Here is a 24,723-nt window from a genome sequence, read left to right on the forward strand (position 1 = left end):
GACGGGATCGTCCGTGGCGAGGGGTTCCCATGTTTTAGGGTCGGGGTCCAGTCTCCCGAGCCCTCATCCTGAGGAGCCGCGTCAGCGGCGTCTCGAAGGATGGTCCAGTTGGTTCGGGCGCCTCCTAGCGCATCCTTCGAGACGCGCTCCTGCGGAGCGCTCCTCAGGATGAGGGCTGAGGCCGGGGCCCGTACTTCCCCCTTACCCCGCCTTCGGCATCTGGATGATGTTGTGCAGCGTGTGGTCGGCGCCCTTGAGGAAGCGGCCGACATTGCGGGCAGCCTGGCGGATGCGCTGCTCGTTCTCGACGATGGCGATGCGGACGTAGTCGTCGCCATGCTCGCCGAAGCCGATACCGGGCGCGACCGCGACCTCGGCCTTCTCGATCAGAAGCTTCGAGAACTCCAGCGAACCGAGATGGCGGAACTTCTCGGGAATCGGCACCCAGGCGAACATCGAGGCCGCCGGCGCCGGGAATTCCCAGCCCGCCTTGCCGAAACTCTCGACCAACGCATCGCGGCGCTTGCGGTAGATCTCGCGCATCTCGCGGATGCAGTCGTCGGGGCCGTTGAGGGCAGCCGCCGCCGCGACCTGGATCGGCGTATAGGCGCCATAGTCGAGATAGGACTTCACGCGGGCCAGCGCCGCCAGCAGCCGCTCATTGCCGACCGCGAAGCCCATGCGCCAGCCAGCCATCGAGAAGGTCTTGGACATCGACGTGAACTCGACCGTGACATCCATCGCGCCCGGCACCTGCAGCATCGAGGGCGGCGGGTCGTTCTCGTCGAAATAGACCTCGGCATAGGCGAGGTCCGAGAGCAGGATCAGCTCGTGCTTCTTCGCGAAGGCGACGAGGTCCCGGTAGAAATCGAGAGACGCAGTGTAGGCGGTCGGGTTCGCCGGATAGCAGGTGACGAGCGCGATCGGCTTGGGTACCGAATGGATCATCGCCCGCTCGAGCGCCGGGAAGAAGGCCGGCGTCGGCTCGGCCGGCACGGAGCGGATGACGCCACCGGCCATGAGGAACCCGAAGGCGTGGATCGGATAGCTGGGGTTGGGCACCAGCACGACGTCGCCGGGCCCGGTGATGGCCTGCGCCATATTGGCGAAGCCTTCCTTCGAGCCGAGCGTCGCGACGACCTGCGTGTCGGGATTGAGCTTCACGCCGAAGCGGCGCTCGTAATAATGCGCCTGGGCGCGGCGCAGGCCGCCGATGCCCTTGGAGGCCGAGTAGCGGTCGGTGCGCGGCTTGCCGGCGGTCTCGACCAGCTTCTCGATGACATGCTTGGGCGCAGGCAGGTCGGGATTGCCCATGCCGAGATCGACGATGTCGACGCCCTTGGCGCGCTCGGCGGCCTTGATCTTGTTGACCTGTTCGAAAACGTAGGGCGGCAGGCGCTTGATGCGGTGAAAATCGGCCATTCGAACAGTTCCTTCGCCGGATGAACCGGCAGCATCATGTCTGCGGGAATGCCCGGGCCGGCTCCCAACGGCGCCACGCCCTCCCCGCGATTCAGATCGTTGCGCGCAGCGCGCCTCCGGCCGCATCTTTGGTCATGGGCGGATCAAAAACGCAAGATTCAATCGCAAGCCAGCGAGCGGCTGGCCCGGCGAGACCTCGATTGGTGGACATCAGTTGGTGGGCAGCACGGCCGGCTTGGGGGCGGGCGTGCTGCCTAGCGTCTTCGCTTCAGTGCCGGCTGCCTCGTTGGCGGTGCGCTTGGCCTCAAGCTCGGCCTCGATCTTCTTGAACTCGGCCCTGGGCTTGCAGTCCTCGTTCGGCTTGCGGCCGTCGGGGCGATAGATGAAGCGCGCCGCCTGTCCCTGCGGAACGAAGGCCGGCCGGGGCGTGTCGCCCTCGCAGAGCGGGTTGACCGGCAGGGTCGTGCCGACCGGGATATAGGCGACCTCGCCGGGGCGCGTTTCGCGCACGAAGGGCTTCGGCTCGGCGGCTGTGGTGGCAAAGCCTGTGGCCTCCGCGACGACCTTGCCGGTCTCGCTCGCGCAGCCTGCCGCGACGACCGCGAGGCCTGGCCAGCATCAGGAGCGGCAGGAGCGGCGTGGACTGGAATCGGGCTTGCGGCATGGTTTGATCCGGCACGTTGCGGAATTCTCTTTGTAGCCGATATCCGCTACGTCCTTAATAGGACCAAAATGGGGAGCAGACAGCATCCCCGCATAAGACGTGCGACGGGGAGAGCGCGATGGACCGGCGAACCGGGGATAAGTCCGGGGATGCGACCGGGTCGGCCGAAGTGCCGGTGCCGGATCTCGATGCCTTCGCCCAGAACATGAGCCGCCTCGTCGAGGAATACGGCAAGGTCACCGCCGCCTATCTCAAGCCGATCGAGCGCGGCGAAGCCAAGGGCGGACAGGCCGACGAAGCCAGCGAAATGGTCAAGACGCTGGGCCGCGTCGCCGAAAAATGGGTCTCCGATCCGCGCAAGATCATCGAGGCGCAGGCCTCGCTGACGGGCGATTTCCTGACGTTATGGAGCACGATGCTCAAGCGGGCCGGTGGCGAGGAGGCCAAGCCCGTGATCGAGCCGGACAAGCGCGATGCGCGCTTCGCCGATCCCGACTGGTCGGCGCATCCGATGTTCGACTTCGTCAAGCAGGCCTATCTGATCGGCACGCGCTGGGCCGAATCGATGGTCGACCAGGCGGAAGACCTCGATCCCCATACCCGCGAGAAGGCGCGCTTCTATGTGAAGCAGATCGCCAGTGCGCTCTCGCCCTCCAACTTCGTCGCGACGAATCCCGAATTGCTGCGCGAGACGCTGCAGCAGAACGGCGAGAACCTCGTTCGCGGCATGAAGATGCTGGCCGAGGACATCGAGGCCGGCCGCGGCGAGCTCAAGATCCGGCAATCCGACCCGGGCGCCTTCAAGATCGGCGTCAACATCGCCTCGACGCCGGGCAAGGTCGTCTTCCGCAACGACATCATTGAGCTGATCCAGTACGCGGCCTCGACCGAGACCGTGCTGAAGCGCCCGCTCCTGATCGTGCCGCCCTGGATCAACAAGTTCTACATCCTCGATCTCAACGCCGAGAAGAGCTTCATCCGCTGGGCGGTCGCCCAGGGCCTGACGGTGTTCTGCATCTCCTGGGTCAATCCGGACGAGCGCCACGCCACCAAGGATTTCGAGAGCTACATGCGCGAGGGCGTCTTCGCGGCGCTCGACGCGATCGAGCTGGCGACCGGCGAGAAGAGGGTCAGCGCGATCGGCTACTGCGTCGGCGGCACGCTGCTGGGCGTCACGCTGGCCTATATGGCAGCGATAGGGGACAAGCGTATCGACAGCGCGACCTTCTTCACCACCCAGGTCGATTTCTCGCAGGCCGGCGAGCTCTCCGTCTTCGTCGACGAGGAGCAGATCCGGGCCGTCGAGGAGCAGATGACCAAGAGCGGCTATCTCGATGGAGCGCGCATGGCGGGCGCCTTCAACATGCTGCGGCCCAACGACCTGATCTGGTCCTATGCGGTGAACAACTACCTGAAGGGCAAGGCACCGACGCCTTTCGACCTGCTCTACTGGAACTCCGATTCGACGCGGATGCCGGCGGCAAACCACTCCTTCTACCTGCGCAACTGCTATCTCGAGAACAAGCTCTCCAAGGGCCAGATGGTGATCGGCGGCAAGCTCCTCGATCTCGGGGCGGTGACAATCCCGATCTACAACCTCGCGACGCGCGAGGACCACATCGCCCCTGCCCGCTCGGTCTTCACCGGCTCGCAATGCTTCGGCGGGCCGGTCGACTACATCGTCGCGGGCTCGGGCCACATCGCCGGGGTGGTCAACCCGCCCGGCAAGGTGAAGTACCAGTACTGGACCGGCGGACCGGCGCGGGGAAGCTATGAGGACTGGATCGCAGCAGCACAGGAGCATCCGGGCTCCTGGTGGCCGCACTGGTTCGGCTGGGTCGAGGCGCAGGCGCCCAAGCGGGTCAAGGCGCGGATGCCGGGCTCAGGCAAGCTGCCGGCACTCGCCGATGCGCCGGGGACCTATGTGCTGAAGAAGGCCTGAGCGGGCTGGGGCGGACGAGGGCCGATCCTAGGCCGGTCCGAGCCATGATTGCCACAACAGGATCATGCCGACGCTTGCACCACGGAAGCGTCCCAGTCCCGGCGTGGGTAACACTCTTCGCACGGCAGCCGCCCGGACCGTTATCCGTCGGCTACAAGATCGAGCGTCCCGATCCGCCGACGTCAGGGGCTGCTTGCGGCTCGTCTGCAACTTCAGCCCCTCGGCCGACGACGCCGATGACGGAACTCGCCCCATAACAACACCGCGCAACAACCGCCAACGATCACATACGACGCCGCTTTGCCAGGAAAGTGCTGGAGAATTGGGAAAACCACCCAATTCATCATTGGCATAATGAGAAAACAGAAGAGGACTATAAATCCGCAGCTGAGTTTCTGATGGATCCCTGGTGGCGGCAACTCTTCATGCTTTTCAGCCAAGGGCTCCTCCAAATCCACAATCATCGAAACTCCCTCGTTTTTAGATGATCAGCAACGTGGGCTGTCGACTCGCAGCTCCGCTCCGGACAAACAAAAAAGCCGGCCCGCGAGGGCCGGCTTTCTCGTGAGGCGCTGTGGGTGCGCTCAGAACTTGCGAACCGCCGGCTGCACCGGGATCGTCTGAGCCGGGTTGTCCCAGCGATAGGTCAGGCCGGCCGAGACGATGTGGATGTAGGGCTTGGCCTCGGCGGTGAAGAAGACCGGGCCCTGCTGCGGATGCGTGCCGCCGTAGTTCACCTTGGCCTTGTTCACGTTGATGTAGGTGTAGCCGACATCGAGCTTGATCTTCTCGCTGACCTGGTAGCTCGCGCCCGCCGAGAGCCAGAGACGGTCGTTGTCGGAGATGAAGACGGTGCGGTTGGTGTCGTTCACCGGCGACAGCTCATAGGCGACACCGGCGCGCAGCGTCAGGGCCTGGTTGTACTTGTACTCGACGCCGCCGCTGAAGAACCAGCTGTCGTCATAGACGAAGTTCAGGCTCGAGATCGGCAGGCCGCTGATCTGGCTGACGATCGGGATGCGGCGGAAGCGGCTCCAGTTGGTCCACTCGACGCCGAGATGAGCCTGCCACTGGTCGTTGATGACCTGCGACACGCCGACGACCACCGAATCCGGCAGATTGAGGTTGGCCTTGATCGGGCCGACGCCGGCGACGGTCGAGATCGTGCCCTCCAGCGTCTGGTGGATCGAGGACCGGTAGCCGATACCGATCGTGGTGCCGGCCAGCGGGGTCAGGGTCGCACCGACGCGGAAGCCGACGTCGACGGTGTCGCCCTTCAGGACCTGGTTGGGGGCGAAGGGCCCGATCGCCGTGCCCAGCGTCGCGCCGGTGGCGTTCTTCAGGCTCGTCTTCAGATACTGGACCTGGACGGCGGCACCGACGGAGAGCCAGTCGTTGACCTTGTAGCCGATGGTCGGGGAGACGTTGATCGTCTTCAGATTGGCCGAGCGGCCATAGACCTGTCCGGCATAGACCTGATCGTCAGCCTTGGAGCGAAGGCCGAAGGGCGCACCGGTGGTCAGACCGATCCAGAGCCGGTCGGTGAGCTGCCAGGCGGAGTAGGAGGCCGGGATGAAGGCGCCGTCGCCGCCGATGTTGCCGGACCCGTTCTGGATCGGGCTGAGCGGGCCGACCGGCGAGCCGAGACGCGTCGGCGAGGTCGGGTCATAGGCGGCGTTGGCATAGAGATAGGTGACGTTCCACTGGCTGTTGCGGCCGGGGAACATGGTGATCGTGGCCGGGTTCCAGGCCATCGAGCCCATGCCAATGCCGCCTGCCGCCGCGCCGGCATAGGCCATGCCGAGGCCCTCGGCGCTCTGGCCGCTGCGGATGGCGAAGGAGCCAGCCTGGGCCGCGCCGGCGGCGAGGAGGGCCGCGACCGAAACCGTGGCCGCAGCGGCTGTACGAACGAAGCCCTTCATCGAATCCATCCCGTCTTGCGTTTCTTCGGGACTGCGACGTCCCGCTCGAATCCAAGCATGCCGTGTGCCGCCCGCCGCCGCAATGCCGCCGCGAAGTTGCCGAATTTGGTGCGGCAGCCGGATTTGACGAATGGGAAGGGCCGAAAACGCCCCGAATCCAGCGGTTTTTAATGTTGCCGGCTTCAACCCGCCGCCAAAGACATCGTTTACATGCGAACTATCGTGGCTTTTCGTGTTTCTGGCGCATTTCAAGACAGGCCCGCTCAAGAGACGGGCAGTCAGCTTTCATGACGTTCGTTGCATTCCCGCAACAATACCGCCGGCAGCCCTTCGCATCCGGGCCATGCGTGCGAATGGGCTTGTCTTTCCGGCCGGGCTCTTGTCAGGATCGCGGCCCAATTAGATCGTTTGAAACGGGGGAAACGACGTGAAACTGCTACGTTACGGGGCCGCGGGCCAGGAAAAGCCCGGCCTCCTCGACGCCAAGGGCGTTCTGCGCGACCTCTCCGGAACCATCCCGGACGTCGCCGGCAAGGCCCTGACGTCCGCCTCGCTGGCCAAAATCAAGGCGATCGACCCCGAGTCGCTGCCGAAGGTCGACGGCGCGCCGCGCATCGGCGCCTGCGTCGGCGACGTCCGCAATTTCATCGCGGTGGGCCTCAACTTCGCCGACCATGCGGCCGAGACCGGCGCCGAAATCCCGAAGGAGCCGATCCTCTTCAACAAGGCGCCCAACTGCATCGTCGGCCCGAATGACGACGTGATCATTCCCAAGGGCTCGAAGAAGACGGACTGGGAGGTCGAACTCGCCATCGTCATCGGCGACGGCGGCTCCTACATCCCGGAAGACAAGGCCATGGCCGCGATTGCAGGCTTTGCCGTCTGCAACGACGTCTCGGAGCGCGAGTTCCAGATCGAGCGCGGCGGCCAGTGGGCCAAGGGCAAGGGCTGCCCGACCTTCGGCCCGCTCGGCCCCTGGATGGTGACGACGGACGAGGTCAAGGACGTCCAGAACCTCGCCATGTGGCTGGAAGTCGATGGCGAGCGCGTCCAGAACGGCTCGAGCAAGACGATGATCTTCGGCTGCGCCTATCTCGTCCACTATATCAGCCAGTTCATGCGGCTCGATCCGGGCGATGTAATCACCACCGGCACGCCGCCCGGCGTCGGCCTCGGCTTCAAGCCGCCGCGCTTCCTGAAGGGCGGCGAGATCGTGAAGCTCGGCATCGAGGGCCTCGGCGAGCAGCAGCAGCACTTCAAGGCCTATCAGGGCTGAGATCGCTCCTCCTCGACATGGAAAAGGGCCGCTCGCGCGGCCCTTTTTTTATCGCGCCCGCCGCAGGCGGGCCGGCTCACTTCTCCGGTAGGCCGAGCATCAGCCGGATGTTCTGCACGGCGGCACCCGAGGCGCCCTTGCCGAGATTGTCGAGCCGCGCGACCAGCACCGCCTGGCGCAGATCGTCGTCGCCGAAGACGCGCAGTTCCAACTTGTTGGTGTCGTTCAGCGCCTGCGGCTCGAGCTTGCCGCCGGCCTGCGCCGCGGGGACGACCGAAACGAAGGTCGAGCCGGCGTAATGCTCGGCCAGCGCATCCGCGAGATCGGCCGCCTTGGGCTTGCCCGGCAGCGTGTCGAGATGCAGCGGCACCGAAACCAGCATGCCCTGCCGGAAATTCCCGACCGAGGGGATGAAGATCGGCCGCCGCGACAGCCGCGCATATTGCTGCAGCTCCGGCAGGTGCTTGTGCTTGAGGCCGAGGCCATAGAGCTCGAAGGCCGGCGCGGTACCCGCCACATAGGCCTCGATCATGCTCTTTCCGCCGCCGGAATAGCCCGACACCGCATTGATGGTGACGGGGTGATCGGGCGAGATGAAGCCGGCATCGACCAGCGGCCGCAGCAGCGCGATGCCGCCCGTCGGATAGCAGCCGGGGTTCGAGACGCGGGTGGCCTTGGCGATCTTGGCGGCATGGCCGTGTTCCAACTCGGCGAAGCCGTAGACCCAATCCGGCGCGACGCGATAGGCGGTCGAGGCGTCGACGATCTTGGGCGACTTCGCCCCCAGCGCATCGGCGAGCGCGACCGATTCCTTGGCGGCGTCGTCGGGCAGGCAGAGCACGACGAGATCGACCTGCGCCATCATCTCCTGGCGGGCGGCCGGGTCCTTGCGCTTGTCGGGGTCGATGCTGCGGACGACGACGCCCGGCATCGCGGCCAGCCTGTCGCGGATGCCGAGCCCGGTGGTGCCGGCCTCGCCGTCGATGAAGATGGACTTGGGGTTCTGGCTCATCGGACCCTCGCAAGGCGTCTGGGGGATCGGCTCAAGACACTTGGCCGGCTTCAGGCATAAAAAAACCGCGCTCCGGGCGCGGTCGCGGACAATCGGGCTGCAAGCCGAGCGTCACCGCGGTCGCGCAAGGGCGGCCGGTGCGGTGCGACGTCGGGACAGGGTCTTGGTCATGAGCGGGATATGAGGGAGGGAGGGGGCGCTGTCAATTGCATCGTCATTCTCGCTCGGCGCGAAGCGACGCCCCTCGAATCTCCGTCGACCCGGGCCGTAGAGGGTGGCTCGACCCCAGATGCTCGGGTCAAGTCCGAGCAGGCGCGGGTTTCTCAACGATCGGAATCGCTTGGTGCCGTCCGCGGATAATCCGATTCAACCGGCCTTCTTCAGCGCCAGCGCCTGGATGTGGTGCTGCACCAGGGTCGAGCCCGCGATCGCGGTGATGTCCGCATGGTCGTAAGGCGGCGAGACCTCGACGAGGTCCATGCCGCGGATGTCGAGGTCGCGCAGGCCCCAGACCAGGCGCAGCGCCTGCTCGGCGGACAGCCCGCCCGAGACCGGCGTGCCCGTGGCCGGCGCGAAGGCGGGGTCGAGCGCGTCGATGTCAAAGGTGAGATAGGCCGGCCCCTCCCCGACCCGCTCGCGGATCCGCGCGAGCGTTCCCGCCACACCGAGTTCGTGGACGGTGTAGGCGTCGAGGATGTCGATGCCGCCATCGCGCGGCGCGACGGTGCGGATGCCGATCTGGATCGAGCGCTCGATATCGATCAGGCCCTCGCGCACTGCCTCCAGCACGAAGGAGCCGTGGCCGATGGCGCCGACACCGTCATCCCAGGTGTCCTGATGCGCGTCGAACTGGATCAGTGCAAGCCGGCCATGGCGGGCGACATGGGCGCGCAGCAGCGGCAGCGTGACGAAATGGTCGCCCCCCAGTGTCACCAGATGCGCGCCGGAGGCGAGGATGCCGGCGGCTTCCGCTTCGATGGCGCGGGCGCAGCCCGCGAGGTCGCCGCGCGGCAGCAGGCAGTCGCCATAGTCGAGCGCCGTCAGATGCGCGAAGGGATCGAGGCCGGACGGATATTGCGGGTCGCCGTCGAAGATGGCGCTGGCGCGGCGCAGCGCCTGCGGGCCGAAGCGGGCGCCGGGCCGGTTCGTCACGGCAAGATCGAAGGGCACGCCCCAGATGACGAGATCGCAGCCGGCGACGTCCTTGCCGTAGCGGCGGCGCATGAAGGAGAGCGCGCCTGCATAGGTCGGGTCGGCCGCGCCGCCGCGGCGCTCCCCCGTGAAGGCGTGGTCGATCGATCCCGGGCCGGCCTGCTCGGTCATCGCGCCGCTCGCCTCCTCATGGGCGGCGCCCCACCAGCCAGACATAGAGGCACCAGGGCAGGATCAGCGCGAGGCCAGACAGCACGAGCCGCAGCGTCGTCCAGGCGACCGGGTTCTGCAGCGCCCGCCCGTCCAGCTCCGGCATCCCATGGATCAGGCCGAGTGCCACGGCGGGCGTCAGGAAGATCACCAGCGCATTGGCGATGCGCCGCCCGCGCGGCAGATCCCGCCGCGCCAGTGCGATCAGGGCCGGCAGGGCGATCATGCCGAAGGCGATGAGGATCAGGAGGACGCGCATGGGGGCGATTTAGCACGAAGCGGCAGAGACGCCAGCCGAAGCCATCAGCGATGCGTCATCCTCGGGCGCAGCCCTCGGGTGCGATCCTCGATCGGCCCAAGGATCAACTCCGCGCTGACCCGGGAATCTCCTGCAAGAGATGGTCGGATCAAGCCCGACCATGACGCGTACGCTGCCCTACCGCCCGCCGCCGACGCGCAGGATCGAGCCGACGACATAGGACGCGGCGTCCGACAGGGCGAAGAGCACGACCTCCGCAATCTCCTCGGGCTGGGCGGCGCGCCTGAGCGGGATCGAGGGCGCGATGCGGGCGACGCGGCCGGGCTCGCCTGACGAAAGAGCGTGGATCTCGGTTTCGGTCATGCCCGGCGCGACCGCATTGACCCGGATGCCGGCGGGCGCCAGCTCCTTCGCCATGCCGACCGTCAGGGAATCGATCGCGCCCTTGGAGGCCGCATACCAGACGAACTCGTCGGGTGCGCCAAGGCCCGACGCGATCGAGGAGATGTTGACGATCGTCCTGCCCTTCGCTTCCGCGTTGGCAAGGAGCGCGCGCGTCGCCTCGCGCGCCACCAGAATCGCGCCGGTGACGTTGACGTCGATGCAGGTGCGGATCGTCTGCGGGTCGGCTTCGGCCAGCTTGCTCGCCGGGCCGGTGATCCCGGCATTGTTGACGACATGGGTGAGCGGGCCCAGCGCCGCCTGCGCTTCCGCGAAGACGCGCGCGATATCGTCCTGCTGGGCCATGTCGCCCTGCAGCGCGACCGCTTTCGCTCCGGCCGCCTCGCAGGCGGCCACGACCTCGGCCGCGGCCTGCGCCGCGCTCTGGTAGTTCACCGCGACGTCGTAGCCGCGCTGTGCGGCCATGACGCAGATGGCGGCACCAATGCCCCGGCTGCCGCCGGTGACGAGGAGGACGGGGCGGGACATGGGTGGCTCCTTGGGATTGTCGCGTTTGATACCGGGGCCTCATCCTGACGAGCGGGCCCCTGGCCCGCGTCTCGAAGGATGCTGGCTGGCGGAGCAGTCAATACGAAAAGGGCGGCTCTTGCGAGCCGCCCTTTCCACATATCGGACAGTCTGGAAACGATCAGCGCTTCGAGAACTGGAAGCTGCGGCGGGCCTTGGCCTTGCCGAACTTCTTACGCTCGACGACGCGCGAGTCGCGGGTCAGGAAGCCTTCCTTCTTGAGCGGGCCGCGAAGCTCGGGCTCATAGAAGGTCAGGGCCTTGGAGATGCCGTGACGGACGGCGCCGGCCTGGCCGGAGAGACCGCCGCCCTTGACCGTGACGACAACGTCGTACTGGGTCAGGCGATCGACGAGCTGCAGCGGCTGCTGGAGGACCATGCGCAGCACGGGGCGCGCGAAGTAGACCTCCTGGTCACGGGTGTTGACCGTGATCTTGCCGGTGCCGGGCTTGATCCAGACGCGGGCGATGGCGTTCTTGCGCTTGCCGGTGGCATAGGCGCGGCCCTGGGCGTCGACCTTCTTGACGTGAACCGGAGCGGACTCGGCCTGCGTGGCCTTGACCCCACCGAGATCGGCGAGAGACTGGAGAACTTCAGCCATGATCAGACCCTCGCATTCTTGCTGTTGAGCGCGGCGACGTCGAGCGTCTCCGGCGACTGGGCCGCATGGGGGTGCTCGGCGCCCTTGTAAACGCGCAGGTTGCCGAGGATCTGGCGGAAGAGCGGGCCGCGGGGCAGCATGCGCTCGACGGCCTTCTCGACGATGCGCTCAGGGAAGCGCCCCTCGAGGATGAACTTGGCCGAACGCTCCTTGATGCCACCGGCATAGCCGGTGTGGTGGTAGTACACCTTCTGGTCGCGCTTGCGGCCGGTCAGGACCACCTTGTCGGCATTGATGACGATGATGTTGTCGCCGCAGTCGACATGGGGGGTGTACGCCGCCTTGTGCTTGCCGCGCAGACGCATCGCCACCACGGAGGCGAGACGGCCGACGACGAGCCCGGAGGCGTCGATCACAACCCACTTCTTTTCGACATCGGCGGGCTTGAGCGAGATGGTCTTCATCGCGGGCACCCTTCGGAGCGTTGAAAAAAGGAGAAGCCGCCGGAAACCGGCGGCGGTGTGAGCGGGGGATAGGGGCAGGCCGCTCCGGTGTCAAGCACGCGAATGCGCAGCGGAAGCCGAAATCGCGAAGTTTTCGAGAGAGATACCGATAAAGGTATCCAGATACCGCATGAGCGAAACCACGCTGCTTGCCTGCCCTCTTCGTTCCGGCAAATCATGTCGGCCGGAGGAAACGCCATGAAACAGAAACTGACCCGCCCCGCCATCCTGACTGCGCTGGCCCTGTTCGCAGCCACGCCGGCCCTGGCCGATGTGCATGTCATGAGCTCGGGCGGCTTCACCGCTGCCTACAAGGAGCTGGTCGCCGGCTGCGAGGCGAAGATCGGCCAGAAGGTCGTCAGCGCCTATGGCGCCTCGATGGGCGCCGCGCCCGACGCGATTCCCAACCGGCTGGCGCGGGGCGAGCCTGCCGACATCGTCATCCTGGCGTCGGAGGCCTTCGACAAGCTCGTCGCCGACGGCAAGGGCGTGCCCGGCAGCCGGGTCGATCTCGTGCGCTCGGCCATCGGCCTTTCGGTCAAGGCCGGCGCGCCGAAGCCGGACATCTCGACGGTCGAGGCCCTCAGGAAGACGCTGCTGGAGGCGAAGTCGATCGCCTATTCGGCCAGCGCCAGCGGCACCTATCTCTCCGAGGAGCTGTTCCCGAAGCTCGACCCCAGCGGCGCCGTGATGGCCAAGTCGAAGAAGATCTTCAGCGAGCGCGTCGGCTCGGTGGTCGCACGCGGCGAGGCCGAGCTCGGCTTCCAGCAGGTCAGCGAACTCGTCACCATCGACGGGCTCGATTTCGTCGGCACGCTTCCCGAGGAGGTGCAGCGGGTGACGATCTTCTCAGCCGGGCTCGCCGCCGGGACCAAAGAGCCGGAGGCGGCGCGCCGGCTGATCTCCTGCCTCGGCTCGCTGGAGTCGGCCCCGACCATCCGCAAATCCGGGCTCGAGCCGCTGCCGGTCAAGTAGCCGGCAGACCGTGATCGAATCGGCTCAGCGATCGGCGGGGATCGAATAGGTCCCCGTCGCATGGGCGACCATCTCGCTCTCGCCCTGCGAGTAGAGCGAGACCTCACCGACGGCCAGGCGCTTGCCGAGCTTGAGCAGCCGCGCCTCCCCGATCAGTGCTGCGGGCGCCGGCTTGCGCAGGAAGTTGAAGGACAGGCTCGTGGTCACGGCGAGCGCGACCGGGCCGATCTGGCCGAGGATCGCCGCATAGAGCGCGAGATCGGCCAGCGCCATCATGGTCGGGCCGGAGATTGTGCCGCCCGGCCGCAGATGCTTCTCATGATAGTCGCAGCGCATGCGGGCCGTCATCGGCCCGACCTCCTCGACGAAATAGGTCCGCCCGCCGCTATGGAGCTGCGGGAAGACCTCGTCGAGGAAAGCCTCGAGCTGCGCGGCATTCATGCGGGGTGTGGTGTCGCGCAGGGTCATCTCGGGCGGTCCGGCACAGGCTGCGATGAGGAGATGCCCCTTGCAGCATGGGGGAGCGCGGCGGACAATACGTCAAAACGCACAGGCAAACGCTCACGGAAACGCCGAGGTCCCCGTCATGAATGCCCATGCCCGCCCCGAGGCGGCGCCCGCGCTGCGGCGCGAGGACCACGACGGTATCGCCGTCCTCACGCTGAACCGGCCGCAATCGCGCAACCCGCTCAGCGAGGCGATGCTGGCCGCGCTGGCAGAAAGCTTCACCGCCATCGCCGCCGACCGGAGCGTCAAAGCGGTCGTGCTGGCAGCCGAAGGCCCGGTTTTCTGCGCCGGTCACGACCTCAAGGAGATGAGCGCGCACCGCGCCGATCCCGATCGCGGGAGGGCCTATTTCACCGACATCCTCGGGCGCTGCTCGCGCGTGATGCAGCAGATCACCGCCCTGCCCCAACCGGTGATCGCGGCCGTCGAGGGCACGGCGACCGCGGCCGGCTGCCAGCTCGTCGCAAGCTGCGATCTCGCAGTGGCGGGCGAAGCCGCCCGCTTCTGCACGCCGGGCGTCCATATCGGCCTATTCTGCTCGACGCCGATGGTGGCGCTGACGCGCAACCTCTCCGCCAAGCACGCGATGGAGATGCTGCTGCTGGGCGAGATGGTGCCCGCCGACGAGGCCGCCCGTATGGGGCTGGTCAACCGCGTGGTGGTGGCCGGCAGCGCGCTGGCGGAGGCGCAGCGGCTGGCGGCCGTGATCGCCTCGAAATCATCGGCGACCATCCGCATCGGCAAGCGCGCCTTCTACGAGCAGCGCGAGATGGGGCTGGCGGCGGCCTATGACCACGCCTCGGCGGTGATGGTCGAGAACATGCTCGCGCGCGACGCCGAGGAAGGAATCGGTGCGTTCGTGGGGAAGCGGGCGCCGGTGTGGAAGGGGTAGCGCGGGCGCAACATTGGCGTCATTCTCGGGCGGAGCCCTCGGGTCAGATCTTCGATCGGCCCAAGGATAAACTCCGAGCAGACCCGCGAATCTCTGGCCGGAGATGCTCGGGTCGAGCCCGAGCATGACGCTCTTCATCCCCGCCGCCTCACCCTTGGAATTCCATGTCCCACGACGCCTACCCTGACAGCCAGATCCGCGATATCCTCAAGAGCGTGAAGCGCATCGCGCTGGTCGGCGCCTCAGCCAACGAGGCGCGCCCCTCCTGGATCGTGACGAAATACCTGCTCGACCGGGGCTATGACGTCATCCCCGTCAATCCCGGCCTCGCCGGCCAGACGCTGCTGGGCAAGACCGTCTATGGTTCGCTGAAGGACGTGCCGGGCGCGATCGACATGGTCGAGATCTTCCGCAACTCGGAAGCCGCCGGGCCGCTCACCGACGAGGCGCTGACGCTCGATCCGCTGCCGAAGGTGATCTGGATGCAGCTCTCGGTGCGCAACGACGAGGCGGCGGCGCGCGCCGAGGCGAAGGGCGTCACCGTGATCATGAACCGCTGTCCCAAGATCGAATACGGCCGGCTCTCGGGCGAGATCGGCTGGCAGGGCATCAACTCCCGCATCCTCTCCTCGAAGAAGCCTGTGCTGGCCGGCAAGGGCTTCCAGAAGCTGACGATCCACCGCCCGGGGACATAGAGAGCCACGTGGCGCGGGCCAGCCGCTCCATCTCGCGCGTGAAATCGAAGCGCTGCTGGACGGCTCCGCTGGCTAACGAAATCGTGCCAGGTCAGGTCGGCTCCAGGACGGCCGGCACGCCATCGAAGATGCGAGCGAGCGGTTCCGGCTTGCCGAGCAGAAACCCCTGCGCATAGTCGACGCCGATGATGCGGAGACGGTCTAGCGTTTCGCTCGTCTCGACAAACTCCGCAACGGTCTGGACGCCGACGACTTTCGCAATATCGACAAAGCAGCGAACCATGACGTCGTTCAGCTTATCGGTGACGAGATCGCGAATGAAGCGGCCGTCGATTTTCATGAAATCGACCCGGAGCGATTTCAGATAGCCAAACGACGATGCTCCCGCACCGAAGTCATCCAGTGCGACCTTGATCCCCATCGATCGCACGCGCTCGATGAAGGCGGCTGCATCCGCGAGATTGGTAATGGCCTCGGTCTCGGTGATCTCGATACAGATTCTCGAGCAGATGTCTCGCCCGGCGCGTTCCAAGACGTCAAACGCCCAGGAGTGGAAGGCCCGGTCGCCAATCGACCGTCCCGAGAGGTTCAAACTGATCAGCCGAATGTCCTGAACCGCAATGACGCTGGCAATCCACCTGGTTGCCTCGCGCAGAACCCAGCGATCGATGCGCGAAATCAGATGGAACCGTTCTGCTGCGGGCAAAAAGGCCCCCGGGGCTGCCAGCGAGCCATCATCGCTCTTCATCCGAAGCAGGAGTTCAGCATGCAGTCCGGGCTTGTCTGCAGAGAGGGCACGGATCGTCTGTGCATGCAGGACGAAGCCGCCATCGTCCAGCGCCCGTTCGATCCGGTTTGTCCATTGCACCTCGAACTGACGCGATTGCATGGCCACATCGGTCTCGAGCCAGCCGTGAAAGCGGTTCCGTCCCGCTTCCTTCGCGGCGTAGCAGGCCGAGTCCGCAGCCTTCTGGACAGCGGCGATATCACCCCAGCGGGCGTCGATCGGCACCAGTCCGATGCTGGCACCGACGCGAAACTTCCGGCCATCGTGCACGAACCGGAAATCATCCATGGCATCGCAAATCCGCTGCGCCAGCTTTTCGGCAAGCTCGACGGAGCAGTTTTCGAGAATGATGCCGAATTCATCACCGCCGAGACGGGCCAATGTATCGCAGTTTCGGGCGATATCGCGAAACAGCCTGCTGAACTGCCGTAGCAGAATATCGCCCACGGCATGTCCACACGTATCATTCACGATCTTGAATTGATCGAGATCCAGATACAGCAACGCATGACAGGACCTGTCCTCGCGGGACTTGCCCAGCAAGAGCTTCAAACGCGCTTCGAATTCGGTGCGGTTTTTCAGCCCCGTCAAAGCATCATGCGTTGCACGATACTTCATCTCCTTGGAAAGGCGTCTTTGTTCCGATACATCGTGAAACACCAGAACAACACCCAGGACCACGCCGTCATTCCGCACGATCGGGGCGGCGGAATGCTCAATTCCGAATTCGGTGCCGTCTTTCGAAATCAGGATGGTATGATCGGCGAGGCCTACGATACGCCCCTCGGCAAGGCACGCCGCCACCGGGTTGGGTGCAACAGCGCGCGTGGTCTCATCGACGATCCTGAAAATCTCTTCCAGAGCTTTGCCTTGTGACTCGTCCTGTCGCCACCCCGTCATTCGCTCAGCGACGGGATTGAGCCATGTAATCCGGCCCGTGGCATCCGTGGTGATCACCGCATCACCAATCGATTGCAGCGTCACGCGCATCAACTCGTGCTGCTCGGCAAGTTGAGCACTGAGTTTCCGACGCTCGGTGACATCCTGCAAGGCGCCGGAGAGACGGACCGGGCGGCCGTCGGAGAACTCGGCTGACCCGACAGCGCGCACAAAACGCTGCACGCCGTCAACGCGATTGATCGACAACTCGAGATCAAAGCTCTTTCCTGTCGAAAAGGCTTCATTGACGGCGGCTTCCAAGACGGGCCGCGATTCCGCAGTGTAGAATCCAATGGCTTCATTGAGATCAGGCGTGAAGCCGGCGTGCACTCCGTGAATGTCGCGAATGACATCCGACCACGTCAACGATCCGGTGGGTATATCCAACTCCCAGCCGCCTACTCCTGCAAGGTTTCCCGTGCGATTCAGGAATTCCTGGGATTTGTGAGTGCAACCTCAGAGAGCTTGAGCTCCGTAACGTCACTCGCCTGAGCAATGAAGCCCTCGACCTTCCCCTTGACGAAAAACGGCGTGTAATGGGCGATGGTGAACGCAATCGAACCATCTCGCCGGAGCATATTTCGTTCAAATTGCTGCGGCTCACCCGCAAGCGCTGCCCGGATGTGTTTGTCGTTGAGTTTAAAAAGCTCTTCTCCCAAAACATCCCGAATGTGTACTCCGGCCATTTCGTCGGCGTTCCGGCCGAACCAGTCGGCATAGTGCCGATTGGAAAACTTGCAGACCAGATCGTTGGACCAAAAGGCGACCAAGCCCGGGAGCGCGTCCGCCATCGACCGCAGGAAGCGCTCGCTCGTGGTCACTGCGAGCGCCGATTCCACGGCGCGCGAGCGCGCGCCGATCAGCTCCGCCTCGAAGCGGGTGCGCTCCAATGCGACGAAGAATGTCCAGACGTAGCTTTCGCGGCCTTCGTAGCTGTCCGACCGGCAATCTGCCAATACGGGTACGGCTTTCCGATCAGCCCCGATCAATTGAAAGAAGCATTCGGAAATCGTCCCATTCCGCAACAATGTCGGAAAAACATGGGTCTGCAGAAAGATCCGGCTGGCAGGCGGGAGGATCCTGTCGATCGACTGGCCCTGCAGATCCGCAGCATCGAGACCGGTCACAGCTGTAATCTGGCGGTTCAGCCCGAGGATGGTCCCGCTGACATCGGTTATCAGAACGGAACAGGGCAGCTTATCGACGAGGATCACCGATTGTCTTCTTTTCAGCGCTGATTATCGTCGGAGGCGAGATAGCGTGTGACGGCCGCGACGACGAGATCCGGGTGGGTCATGTGCGCGCAATGGCCGGCCACATCGAGGATTTCGAGTTCGCTGCCCACGAGACGCTCGTGCATATACGCTCCAACCGACAGGGGAGCCAGTGCATCATTTCGATGTTGAAGAATAAGACTCGGCGCCGTCACGTATTGAAGGTCGGATCGATTGTCGGCGAAGAACGTCGTCTGCGCAAACACGCGCGCAGACACTGGATCGGTTGAACAGAAGCTGTCCGACAGTTCGGCCGATACGGTGCCCGCGCCGTCCGGACCAGCCACGACAGGGGCGAGATAATTTGCCCAGCCCATGTAATTCTGATCCATGAGCGCCAGCAAACCTTCCAGATCCTCCCGCTCGAAGCCGCCCTCATACTCAGGGCGATGGTTGAGAAAGCTCGGCGATGGACCGAGCAGGATCAGTCGATCGAACAGGTGCGGTCGCCTGACTGACGCCAGGAGGCCGACGCTGCAGCTGACAGAATGGCCGACGAACGACACGCCGGATGTCAGCTAAAGCGCATCACACACATCGAGGAGGTCCTGCACATACCCGTCCAACGTGCCGTAACGTTCGCCATCGAAAGCCCTGATGTCTGACCTGCCGCTGCCGACATAATCGAACAGGACCACCCGATGGGTCGTAGTGAACTGCTTCGCGACACGTGCCCACATGGTGTGATCGCAACCGAATCCATGGGCGTAGACCATGAACGCCCCCTGAGCGCCATGCACCGTGACATTATTACGTCTCAACACTGTCATTGATCGGCGTCTCGTCTCCCCCGGCGCCACTGTATAGTGATGCATTCCGGATTCGACGAGGGACTGCCTCGGAAAATTTGGACATCGGTCATCGGTGGATTTTCGGCCGGAACGCGGCATGATTGCCGCGAACACCAGCGGGTCAGACGAGACGCATGTGCCGGAACCACAGCCCGGCTTTCGAGGCGAAGGTCGCGCTGGCAGCCATCGAGGGCGAGACAGCGCTGGCCGATCTGGCGCTGCAATCGTCCGCCCGAACCAGAGAACGGGCTTGCGAAACACCGGATCCTGTTTGACGTCATCCCGGTCGTTCGTTAAAACGAACGCAACGGCACGATGATCGTTTCATCATGCCATCAGAGCATTCAGGGAGCACGCCATGACCGACCGCGCACCGGGTTTCCACACCCTCGCCATCCATGCCGGCGCTGCGCCTGATGCGGCCACCGGCGCGCGCGCCACGCCGATCTACCAGACGACGTCCTTCGTCTTCGACGATGTCGACCACGCCGCCTCGCTCTTCGGGCTGCAGGCCTTCGGCAACATCTACACCCGCATCGGCAACCCGACCAACGCGGTGCTGGAAGAGCGCGTCGCAGCGCTGGAAGGCGGCACGGCGGCGCTCGCGGTGGCCTCGGGCCATGCCGCCGAGTTCCTCTGCTTCCACGCGCTGATGCAGCCGGGCGACGAGTTTGTTGCGGCCAAGAAGCTCTATGGCGGCTCGATCAACCAGTTCAACCACTCCTACAAGAACTTCGGCTGGAACGTGATCTGGGCCGATTCGGACGATCTGGAGGCCTTCGCCGCTGCCGTGACGCCCAAGACCAAGGCGATCTTCATCGAATCCATCGCCAATCCAGGCGGCGTGGTCGTCGACATCGCCGGCATCTCGGCCATCGCCAAGAAGCACAACATCCCGCTGATCGTCGACAACACCATGGCGACGCCCTATCTCGTGCGGCCCTTCGAGCACGGCGCGGACATCGTCGTGCATTCGCTGACCAAGTTCCTCGGCGGGCACGGCAATTCGATCGGTGGCATCATCGTCGATGGCGGCTCGTTCAATTGGGTCGGCGACGAGCGCTACCCGATGCTCTCTAAGCCGCGGCCGGAGTATAACGGCATGGTGCTGGCCGAGACCTTCGGCAATTTCGCTTTCGCCATCGCGACCCGCGTGCTCGGCCTGCGCGACATGGGCCCGGCGCTCTCCCCCTTCAACGCCTTCATGATCCTGACCGGCATCGAGACGCTGCCGCTGCGCATGCAGCGCCATTGCGAGAGCGCGCTGGCGGTCGCAACGCATCTCTCGAAGCACCCGGCGGTGGAATGGGTCAGCTATCCCGGCCTGCCCGGCGACAAGTATCACGAGCTGGCCAAGCGCTATTCGCCGAAGGGCGCCGGCGCGGTCTTCACCTTCGGGCTGAAGGGCGGCTACGACGCCGGCGTCAAGCTTGTCACCGAGCTGAAGCTGTTCTCGCATCTGGCCAATATCGGCGACACGCGCTCGCTGGTGATCCACCCGGCCTCGACCACACACCGCCAGCTCACCGACGAGCAGAAGACGGCGTCGGGCGCCGGCCCGCAGGTGATCCGCCTGTCGATCGGGCTAGAGGATGTGGCGGACCTGATCGACGATCTGGATCAGGCGCTGGCCTGATCTTCGCGTCATTCTCGGGCGAAGCGCAGCGTAGACCCGAGAACCTCAGGCCGTCGAGGCGTAGGAAGCGGCGCTATCTCGTCACGAGATGCTCGGGCCGAGCCCGAGCATGACGGCGCGTTTCAACCGCGCGCGGCAGCTTCCGTGCGCGTCACATGGACGACGCCCATCGCCAGCACGAGGAAGCCGAGCGCCTGGTGGGCGAGTCCGGCCCAGAGCGGCACGACGAGCAGCAGCGTGACGATGCCGAGTACGGCCTGGCTCAGCGTCAGGCCGAGGATCGCCGTGGCGCGCTTGGCGCCGCCCGAGCCCGGCGCCGCCTTGCGCAGCGAGACCATGTGCCAGATCGCCAGCGCCAGCAGCAGATAGGCGCCGATGCGGTGGTTGAACTGCACCAGCGCCGCGTTGTCGACGAAGTTCTCCCAGAAAGCGGGCCGCACGAACAGCGTCTCGACGCCCGGAACCAGCGCGCCATCCATCAGCGGCCAGGTGTTGTAGACGAAACCGGCGCGCGAGCCGGCGACGAGCCCGCCGAGCGCGATCTGCCCGAAGAGCAGCGCCAGCAGCACCCAGGCCATCGCACGTCCATGACCCGGTTCGGCCCGGCGAGCCGGCGTCTTCCAGGTGGCGAAAGCGATCACCGAGGCAAAGAACAGCGCGGCAAAGGTCAGGTGCAGCGTCAGCTTGACCGGCGCGACCGCGACCATGCCGGGCTGCAGGCCCGAGGCGACCATGATCCAGCCGATTGTGCCCTGCAGGCCGAGCAGCAGCCCCATGCCGAACAGCACCAGCGTCTGGCGCCAGGGCAGCAGCCGCAGCGCCGCAACGACGAGGAAACCGCCGAGATAGACCAGGCCGATGAAGCGGCCGAGCTGGCGGTGGCCCCATTCCCACCAGTAGATGAACTGGAATTCGCCCAGGCTCATGCCCTGGTTCAGCAGCTGGTATTGCGGGCTGGCGCGGTATTTCGCGAACTCGCTTGCCCAGGTCTCGGCCGAGAGCGGCGGCAGGGCGCCGGTGATCGGCTTCCATTCCGTGATGGAGAGGCCCGAGCCGGTGAGCCGCGTCGCCCCGCCGACGACGACCATGACTAAGACCAGCGCCGCCACGGCCCAGAGCCAGCGCCGGACCCCGGCATGCTGTCCGCCCTGCAGGATGATCGAGGGGTGTCTGTCGAGAGCGATCGTCACGGAAGCGGGGCCTTCGGTCGCATCAGATTGGCTTCACAAGCGTGGAAGCAGGTGACAGATAGTCGGCGCGCCCGAGGCCGACAACGCCCGCATTGCCGCAGGCGGCGCGCCCCGCCCCGAACGCCAGGACGAGACAGCCGATGAGACAGACCCACCGCAAGCTGATCGGCACCGTCGTCATCATCGTCTTCGTCTGCGTCTACGCCCTCGTCGCCATGGCGCTGGCGCAGGGGCGCATCACCGAGGCACCGAAGGTCGTGCAGACCATCGCCTATGTCGCGCTCGGCCTCGCCTGGGTGCTGCCGCTCCTGCCGCTGATCAAGTGGATGGAGCGGAAGGACGACGCACGATGACGGAGCACCAACCTTACTACAACATTTTCAGATCGAAATAATTTAACAAGAATACCAGAATATATGGCGTCAACAAGGCTATAATAAATAACGGCCTAGGCAACACCCTCGCGAATCCAGATGCCACAAACATCAAACCAATGATTGCTGCCGCATTCGCTCTCGGAATCCCGTCAACATTCCGACTAAGCCAATAGAATACGATAAAGGGAACCAATATTAGCACGCCCATGCATTTTGACACGAGCCCTCGTTCGGAAATCAAAAACCCCGATAGCGCCAAACCGACTGAGAAGATAAAGAATATCTCTTTATCGGCCATTGACCCGCCTCCCCCTATTCCACAGCCAGAACGGCAAACCCGAGAGCAGCGCTTTCACGGCCTCGTCGCTCTGATGCAATCCATTGAGCGAGACGCGCGGCAGGGCGTGGAGGTGGTCGGCATGCTCCTTGAACAGATGGCCTGGCCGCGTTGTCACCGCGCTGGCGAAGCCTGCGTCCCTTGCCAGCGCGAACTCCCGCGGGCCAGCCGAGGTCGGGTCGCCGACCGGATAGGCGAAGTGGCGGATGGGCATGCCGAGCTCGGCTTCGAGCCGGGTCCTGCTATCGACGATCTCTGCGCGGGCGAAGGCCTCGTCATGCTTGGCCAGCATCGGATGCGTCAGCGTGTGCGCGCCGATGGTCACCCCCGGCGCGCCGGCCAGCGCCCGCAGTGTCTCCCAGGGCAGGCATTCGCGCTCGACCAAGGCGGCGGGGTCGATGCCCGCCTGTGCGGTCAGATCCGAAATGGCTGACAGCAGAATCGCTTCGGGCTGTTTGCGCAGACGCCAGTAGAGCCTGTCGAAAGCGCGCTGCTTTTCGGAATCACGCGCCGTCCGTGCCGTGAAGGGGCCGTCTGGCAGGGAAAGCGAGATCGCCGGCAGCGCACGAAGCGCCTCTTCCAGTTCCAGCCACCAGAGCCGCGCGGTGCGATCGGCGAAGCCCGGCGTGACGAAGAGCGTCCAGGGCACGCCGTGTTTCGCCAGCACAGGCCAGGCCTGCTCGACATTGTCGCGGTAGCCGTCGTCGAAGGTCAGCGCGACGAAGAAGCGCCCCGTTTGCGGCGCCGCGAGCCGGGCGAGCGCATCGTCCAGCGACACCAGATCGTAGCCCTCGGCGTGGATCAGGCCGAGCGTGCGATCGAGGAAGTCGGGGGTGATTTCGAGCAGGCCGTTGGGCCGGAAGCCGCCTGCACCCTGCGGCCGGACATGATGCAGCGTCAGGATCACGCCGCGGCCCTGCGCGAGGCCCCGGCCCCAGCGGTCGGCCCCCGTGGCCGCGATCGCCTTGAAGATCGCCGAGAAGGCAAGGTGGCGCAGGTTCATCTGTCCGTTCCGCGGCAACCGCCCGCTAACGCTGTTGTCCGATGGCGGCGCCATCGCGGGCGATCTTGGCCAGTCCGTTCACAATAGCGGGTTAAGGAGGCGGCATTGCCGTCGCCTCCGAGGCTTTCAGCTCCATGTCAGCGCTCGTCGAACAAAGCCGCTCCGCCGCCACGCATCGCCTCGCCGATGCGCCGCCCATCCGCGACGAGGCCGTCGCAAGGAGCTGGGCCAGCCTGTCCGTGGTCGAGGACATCGCCGCGCTCGCAGGGGAATGGCGGGCTCTGGAAGAGCGTGCCCTCGTCACGCCCTACCAGGCCCATGGCTGGGTGCGCGCCTTCGCCGAGACGGTCGGCCGGGCCGAGCGCATGGTGCTCCGCCATGCCGTGCTGCGCGACGCTGCCGGCGCGGCGCTGGCGATCCTGCCTCTCGTCATCACCCGCCGCAACGGCATCCGCTTCGCCGAATTCATCGGCGGCAAGCACGCCAATTATCATATGGGCCTCTACGACCCGGCCTTCGCCGCCGGCCTGGACGCCGCCGGCGCGCGGCTCATGCTGGCCGAGATCGGGGCGGCCATTGGCGGGCTCGACGCCTTCATCTTCGTCAACCAGCCGACGCAGTGGCAGGGCGTGCCGAACCCGCTGGCGCAGCTCGCCGGAGGCCCGAGCCCGAGCGGGGCCTACAAGCTCGCGCTCGCGCCCGGCGACGCCGAGGGCTCGCTGCGGCGCTCGATGAGCAGCCATGCCCACAAGAAGCTCAAGAACAAGCGCAACCGCTTCATCGCCCATGGCCCTTCCGAGATGGTGCGGGCGCGGACGCCGGAAGAGATCGCGCGGGTGATCGACGCCTTCCTGCGGCAGAAGGCGGCCCGTTTCGCGATGATGGGCATCGCCGACCCCTTCGCGCCACCCGCCATGCGCCGCTTCCTCGAGCGTGGAGCGGCCCCGGAAGGGGACCGGCCGCCGGCCCTGGAGCTGTATTCGCTGGATGTTGCGGGGCAGTCGGTCGCGACCTATGTCGGCGCCGTCCAGGGCGATCGCTTCTCCGGCATGGCGACGTCCTTCGACATGGAGAGCGAGGTCGCGAAGACCAGCCCGGGCGAGATTCTGCTGATCGACCTGATCAAGCTGAAGTGCCGGGAGGGGTTCACGGTCTTCGATCTCGGCGTCGGCGAGGCGCGCTACAAGACGACGATCTGCGACGAGCGCGACGATCTCGTCGACACCTTCCTGCCACTGACTGCCAAGGGCCGGGCTTTTGCCCTGTTCAGCCGGGCCAAGCGCGAGATGAAGCGGCGCATCAAGGCCTCGCCTGTCGCGCTGAAGCTCGCGCACCGGGTGTCGGGCTGGCTGCGGCGCGGGCGCAAGCCCGCTGCCGAGGAGTAGCCG

The 24,723-nt window shown here is 65.4% G+C and carries 24 protein-coding genes and 1 pseudogene; 9 read left to right on the top strand and 16 right to left on the bottom strand.

Annotation, left to right across the window (positions count from 1 at the left end; translation table 11 throughout):
* Nucleotides 1-201 precede the first annotated feature (201 nt).
* Nucleotides 202-1,422: an LL-diaminopimelate aminotransferase gene (locus ABIE41_RS19175; RefSeq protein ID WP_192641848.1), complete on the bottom strand. Its 1,221-nt coding sequence runs from the start codon at nt 1,420-1,422 to the stop codon at nt 202-204.
* 210 nt (nt 1,423-1,632) lie between these two features.
* Nucleotides 1,633-1,932 carry a hypothetical protein gene (locus tag ABIE41_RS19180; protein ID WP_354192831.1) on the bottom strand — a complete coding sequence of 100 codons (300 nt, stop codon included), beginning with the start codon at nt 1,930-1,932 and terminating at the stop codon, nt 1,633-1,635.
* A gap of 272 nt (nt 1,933-2,204) precedes the next feature.
* Between ABIE41_RS19180 and phaC the strand changes: the two genes are divergently transcribed.
* Nucleotides 2,205-4,028 (top strand): class I poly(R)-hydroxyalkanoic acid synthase, encoded by a 1,824-nt coding sequence (gene phaC / locus ABIE41_RS19185; RefSeq protein WP_192641850.1) that lies wholly within the window; start codon nt 2,205-2,207, stop codon nt 4,026-4,028.
* A 584-nt stretch (nt 4,029-4,612) separates the two neighbouring features.
* Here the strand turns inward: phaC and ABIE41_RS19190 are convergent.
* A complete protein-coding gene (locus ABIE41_RS19190) occupies nt 4,613-5,950 on the bottom strand; it encodes an OmpP1/FadL family transporter (protein WP_192641851.1) in 1,338 nt (445 codons plus the stop codon).
* A gap of 427 nt (nt 5,951-6,377) precedes the next feature.
* Between ABIE41_RS19190 and ABIE41_RS19195 the strand changes: the two genes are divergently transcribed.
* Nucleotides 6,378-7,226: a fumarylacetoacetate hydrolase family protein gene (locus ABIE41_RS19195; protein ID WP_192641852.1), complete on the top strand. Its 849-nt coding sequence runs from the start codon at nt 6,378-6,380 to the stop codon at nt 7,224-7,226.
* 76 nt (nt 7,227-7,302) lie between these two features.
* Here the strand turns inward: ABIE41_RS19195 and argC are convergent, their stop codons facing one another.
* From argC to rplM, 6 genes are all read right to left on the bottom strand, one after another.
* Nucleotides 7,303-8,238 carry an N-acetyl-gamma-glutamyl-phosphate reductase gene (gene argC / locus ABIE41_RS19200; RefSeq protein WP_192641853.1) on the bottom strand — a complete coding sequence of 312 codons (936 nt, stop codon included), beginning with the start codon at nt 8,236-8,238 and terminating at the stop codon, nt 7,303-7,305.
* Between the two features lie 366 nt (nt 8,239-8,604).
* Complete coding sequence (gene speB, locus ABIE41_RS19205) at nt 8,605-9,561, bottom strand: agmatinase (RefSeq protein WP_192642877.1); 957 nt, start codon at nt 9,559-9,561, stop codon at nt 8,605-8,607.
* Between the two features lie 16 nt (nt 9,562-9,577).
* A complete protein-coding gene (locus ABIE41_RS19210) occupies nt 9,578-9,859 on the bottom strand; it encodes a hypothetical protein (RefSeq protein WP_192641854.1) in 282 nt (93 codons plus the stop codon).
* A 177-nt stretch (nt 9,860-10,036) separates the two neighbouring features.
* On the bottom strand, nt 10,037-10,789 hold the full coding sequence (locus tag ABIE41_RS19215; RefSeq protein ID WP_192641855.1) for an SDR family oxidoreductase: 753 nt from the start codon (nt 10,787-10,789) through the stop codon (nt 10,037-10,039).
* Nucleotides 10,790-10,949: 160 nt separating this feature from the next.
* Nucleotides 10,950-11,429, bottom strand: coding sequence for a 30S ribosomal protein S9 (rpsI, locus tag ABIE41_RS19220; RefSeq protein WP_192641856.1), 480 nt, complete (start codon nt 11,427-11,429; stop codon nt 10,950-10,952).
* A gap of 2 nt (nt 11,430-11,431) precedes the next feature.
* A complete protein-coding gene (gene rplM / locus ABIE41_RS19225) occupies nt 11,432-11,893 on the bottom strand; it encodes a 50S ribosomal protein L13 (protein WP_066734687.1) in 462 nt (153 codons plus the stop codon).
* Between the two features lie 237 nt (nt 11,894-12,130).
* Between rplM and ABIE41_RS19230 the strand changes: the two genes are divergently transcribed.
* Nucleotides 12,131-12,907, top strand: a complete 777-nt coding sequence (locus ABIE41_RS19230; RefSeq protein ID WP_192641857.1) for a substrate-binding domain-containing protein — start codon at nt 12,131-12,133, stop codon at nt 12,905-12,907.
* A gap of 24 nt (nt 12,908-12,931) precedes the next feature.
* Here ABIE41_RS19230 and ABIE41_RS19235 read toward each other — a convergent pair whose 3' ends face one another.
* Entirely contained in the window at nt 12,932-13,375 is a 444-nt protein-coding gene (locus ABIE41_RS19235) for a PaaI family thioesterase (RefSeq protein WP_354192837.1), read from the bottom strand.
* Between the two features lie 118 nt (nt 13,376-13,493).
* Between ABIE41_RS19235 and ABIE41_RS19240 the strand changes: the two genes are divergently transcribed.
* Nucleotides 13,494-14,306, top strand: coding sequence for an enoyl-CoA hydratase (locus ABIE41_RS19240; RefSeq protein ID WP_192641858.1), 813 nt, complete (start codon nt 13,494-13,496; stop codon nt 14,304-14,306).
* A gap of 164 nt (nt 14,307-14,470) precedes the next feature.
* Complete coding sequence (locus ABIE41_RS19245; RefSeq protein ID WP_192641859.1) at nt 14,471-15,001, top strand: CoA-binding protein; 531 nt, start codon at nt 14,471-14,473, stop codon at nt 14,999-15,001.
* 91 nt (nt 15,002-15,092) lie between these two features.
* On the opposite strand, the gene ABIE41_RS19250 is transcribed toward ABIE41_RS19245, so the two are convergent.
* Genes ABIE41_RS19250 through ABIE41_RS19265 form a run of 4 tightly spaced genes read right to left on the bottom strand, consistent with a single transcriptional unit; the run spans nt 15,093 to nt 18,717 of the window.
* Nucleotides 15,093-17,114, bottom strand: coding sequence for an EAL domain-containing protein (locus ABIE41_RS19250; RefSeq protein ID WP_192641860.1), 2,022 nt, complete (start codon nt 17,112-17,114; stop codon nt 15,093-15,095).
* Nucleotides 17,115-17,152: 38 nt separating this feature from the next.
* On the bottom strand, nt 17,153-17,941 hold the full coding sequence (locus ABIE41_RS19255; protein ID WP_192641861.1) for a PAS domain-containing protein: 789 nt from the start codon (nt 17,939-17,941) through the stop codon (nt 17,153-17,155).
* Between the two features lie 14 nt (nt 17,942-17,955).
* Nucleotides 17,956-18,507: an alpha/beta fold hydrolase gene (locus ABIE41_RS19260; protein WP_354192841.1), complete on the bottom strand. Its 552-nt coding sequence runs from the start codon at nt 18,505-18,507 to the stop codon at nt 17,956-17,958.
* Nucleotides 18,508-18,519: 12 nt separating this feature from the next.
* A complete protein-coding gene (locus ABIE41_RS19265; protein WP_354192843.1) occupies nt 18,520-18,717 on the bottom strand; it encodes an alpha/beta fold hydrolase in 198 nt (65 codons plus the stop codon).
* Between the two features lie 176 nt (nt 18,718-18,893).
* On the opposite strand from ABIE41_RS19265, the pseudogene ABIE41_RS24290 reads away from it, so the two are divergent.
* Together ABIE41_RS24290 and ABIE41_RS19270 are read left to right on the top strand one after the other, a co-directional pair.
* A pseudogene (locus ABIE41_RS24290) lies at nt 18,894-19,016 on the top strand (IS3 family transposase); the annotation flags it as partial.
* Between the two features lie 134 nt (nt 19,017-19,150).
* On the top strand, nt 19,151-20,428 hold the full coding sequence (locus ABIE41_RS19270; protein ID WP_192641862.1) for an O-acetylhomoserine aminocarboxypropyltransferase: 1,278 nt from the start codon (nt 19,151-19,153) through the stop codon (nt 20,426-20,428).
* Nucleotides 20,429-20,550: 122 nt separating this feature from the next.
* On the opposite strand, the gene ABIE41_RS19275 is transcribed toward ABIE41_RS19270, so the two are convergent.
* A complete protein-coding gene (locus ABIE41_RS19275) occupies nt 20,551-21,618 on the bottom strand; it encodes a COX15/CtaA family protein (protein ID WP_354192846.1) in 1,068 nt (355 codons plus the stop codon).
* Nucleotides 21,619-21,758: 140 nt separating this feature from the next.
* Between ABIE41_RS19275 and ABIE41_RS19280 the strand changes: the two genes are divergently transcribed.
* Entirely contained in the window at nt 21,759-21,971 is a 213-nt protein-coding gene (locus tag ABIE41_RS19280; protein ID WP_192641863.1) for a DUF2842 domain-containing protein, read from the top strand.
* A gap of 311 nt (nt 21,972-22,282) precedes the next feature.
* On the opposite strand, the gene ABIE41_RS19285 is transcribed toward ABIE41_RS19280, so the two are convergent.
* Nucleotides 22,283-23,335 (bottom strand): polysaccharide deacetylase family protein, encoded by a 1,053-nt coding sequence (locus tag ABIE41_RS19285; protein WP_192641864.1) that lies wholly within the window; start codon nt 23,333-23,335, stop codon nt 22,283-22,285.
* 134 nt (nt 23,336-23,469) lie between these two features.
* On the opposite strand from ABIE41_RS19285, the gene ABIE41_RS19290 reads away from it, so the two are divergent.
* The gene (locus ABIE41_RS19290; RefSeq protein WP_192641865.1) at nt 23,470-24,720 is read left to right on the top strand and encodes a GNAT family N-acetyltransferase; all 1,251 of its coding nucleotides are present in this window, start codon (nt 23,470-23,472) and stop codon (nt 24,718-24,720) included.
* The last annotated feature ends 3 nt before the right edge of the window (nt 24,721-24,723 follow it).

Source organism: Bosea sp. OAE506 (assembly GCF_040546595.1).
In the GTDB taxonomy this organism is placed as follows: domain Bacteria; phylum Pseudomonadota; class Alphaproteobacteria; order Rhizobiales; family Beijerinckiaceae; genus Allobosea.

Excerpts from the sequence above, each read along its gene's own strand:
- ABIE41_RS19175 (WP_192641848.1), bottom strand. The coding sequence starts at position 1,422 with ATGGCCGATTTTCACCGCATCAAGCGCCTGCCGCCCTACGTTTTCGAA.
- phaC (WP_192641850.1), top strand. The coding sequence starts at position 2,205 with ATGGACCGGCGAACCGGGGATAAGTCCGGGGATGCGACCGGGTCGGCC.
- ABIE41_RS19190 (WP_192641851.1), bottom strand. The coding sequence starts at position 5,950 with ATGAAGGGCTTCGTTCGTACAGCCGCTGCGGCCACGGTTTCGGTCGCG.
- argC (WP_192641853.1), bottom strand. The coding sequence starts at position 8,238 with ATGAGCCAGAACCCCAAGTCCATCTTCATCGACGGCGAGGCCGGCACC.
- speB (WP_192642877.1), bottom strand. The coding sequence starts at position 9,561 with ATGACCGAGCAGGCCGGCCCGGGATCGATCGACCACGCCTTCACGGGG.
- ABIE41_RS19210 (WP_192641854.1), bottom strand. The coding sequence starts at position 9,859 with ATGCGCGTCCTCCTGATCCTCATCGCCTTCGGCATGATCGCCCTGCCG.
- ABIE41_RS19215 (WP_192641855.1), bottom strand. The coding sequence starts at position 10,789 with ATGTCCCGCCCCGTCCTCCTCGTCACCGGCGGCAGCCGGGGCATTGGT.
- rpsI (WP_192641856.1), bottom strand. The coding sequence starts at position 11,429 with ATGGCTGAAGTTCTCCAGTCTCTCGCCGATCTCGGTGGGGTCAAGGCC.
- rplM (WP_066734687.1), bottom strand. The coding sequence starts at position 11,893 with ATGAAGACCATCTCGCTCAAGCCCGCCGATGTCGAAAAGAAGTGGGTT.
- ABIE41_RS19230 (WP_192641857.1), top strand. The coding sequence starts at position 12,131 with ATGAAACAGAAACTGACCCGCCCCGCCATCCTGACTGCGCTGGCCCTG.
- ABIE41_RS19235 (WP_354192837.1), bottom strand. The coding sequence starts at position 13,375 with ATGACCCTGCGCGACACCACACCCCGCATGAATGCCGCGCAGCTCGAG.
- ABIE41_RS19240 (WP_192641858.1), top strand. The coding sequence starts at position 13,494 with ATGAATGCCCATGCCCGCCCCGAGGCGGCGCCCGCGCTGCGGCGCGAG.
- ABIE41_RS19245 (WP_192641859.1), top strand. The coding sequence starts at position 14,471 with ATGTCCCACGACGCCTACCCTGACAGCCAGATCCGCGATATCCTCAAG.
- ABIE41_RS19265 (WP_354192843.1), bottom strand. The coding sequence starts at position 18,717 with ATGGTCTACGCCCATGGATTCGGTTGCGATCACACCATGTGGGCACGT.
- ABIE41_RS19270 (WP_192641862.1), top strand. The coding sequence starts at position 19,151 with ATGACCGACCGCGCACCGGGTTTCCACACCCTCGCCATCCATGCCGGC.
- ABIE41_RS19280 (WP_192641863.1), top strand. The coding sequence starts at position 21,759 with ATGAGACAGACCCACCGCAAGCTGATCGGCACCGTCGTCATCATCGTC.
- ABIE41_RS19285 (WP_192641864.1), bottom strand. The coding sequence starts at position 23,335 with ATGAACCTGCGCCACCTTGCCTTCTCGGCGATCTTCAAGGCGATCGCG.
- ABIE41_RS19290 (WP_192641865.1), top strand. The coding sequence starts at position 23,470 with ATGTCAGCGCTCGTCGAACAAAGCCGCTCCGCCGCCACGCATCGCCTC.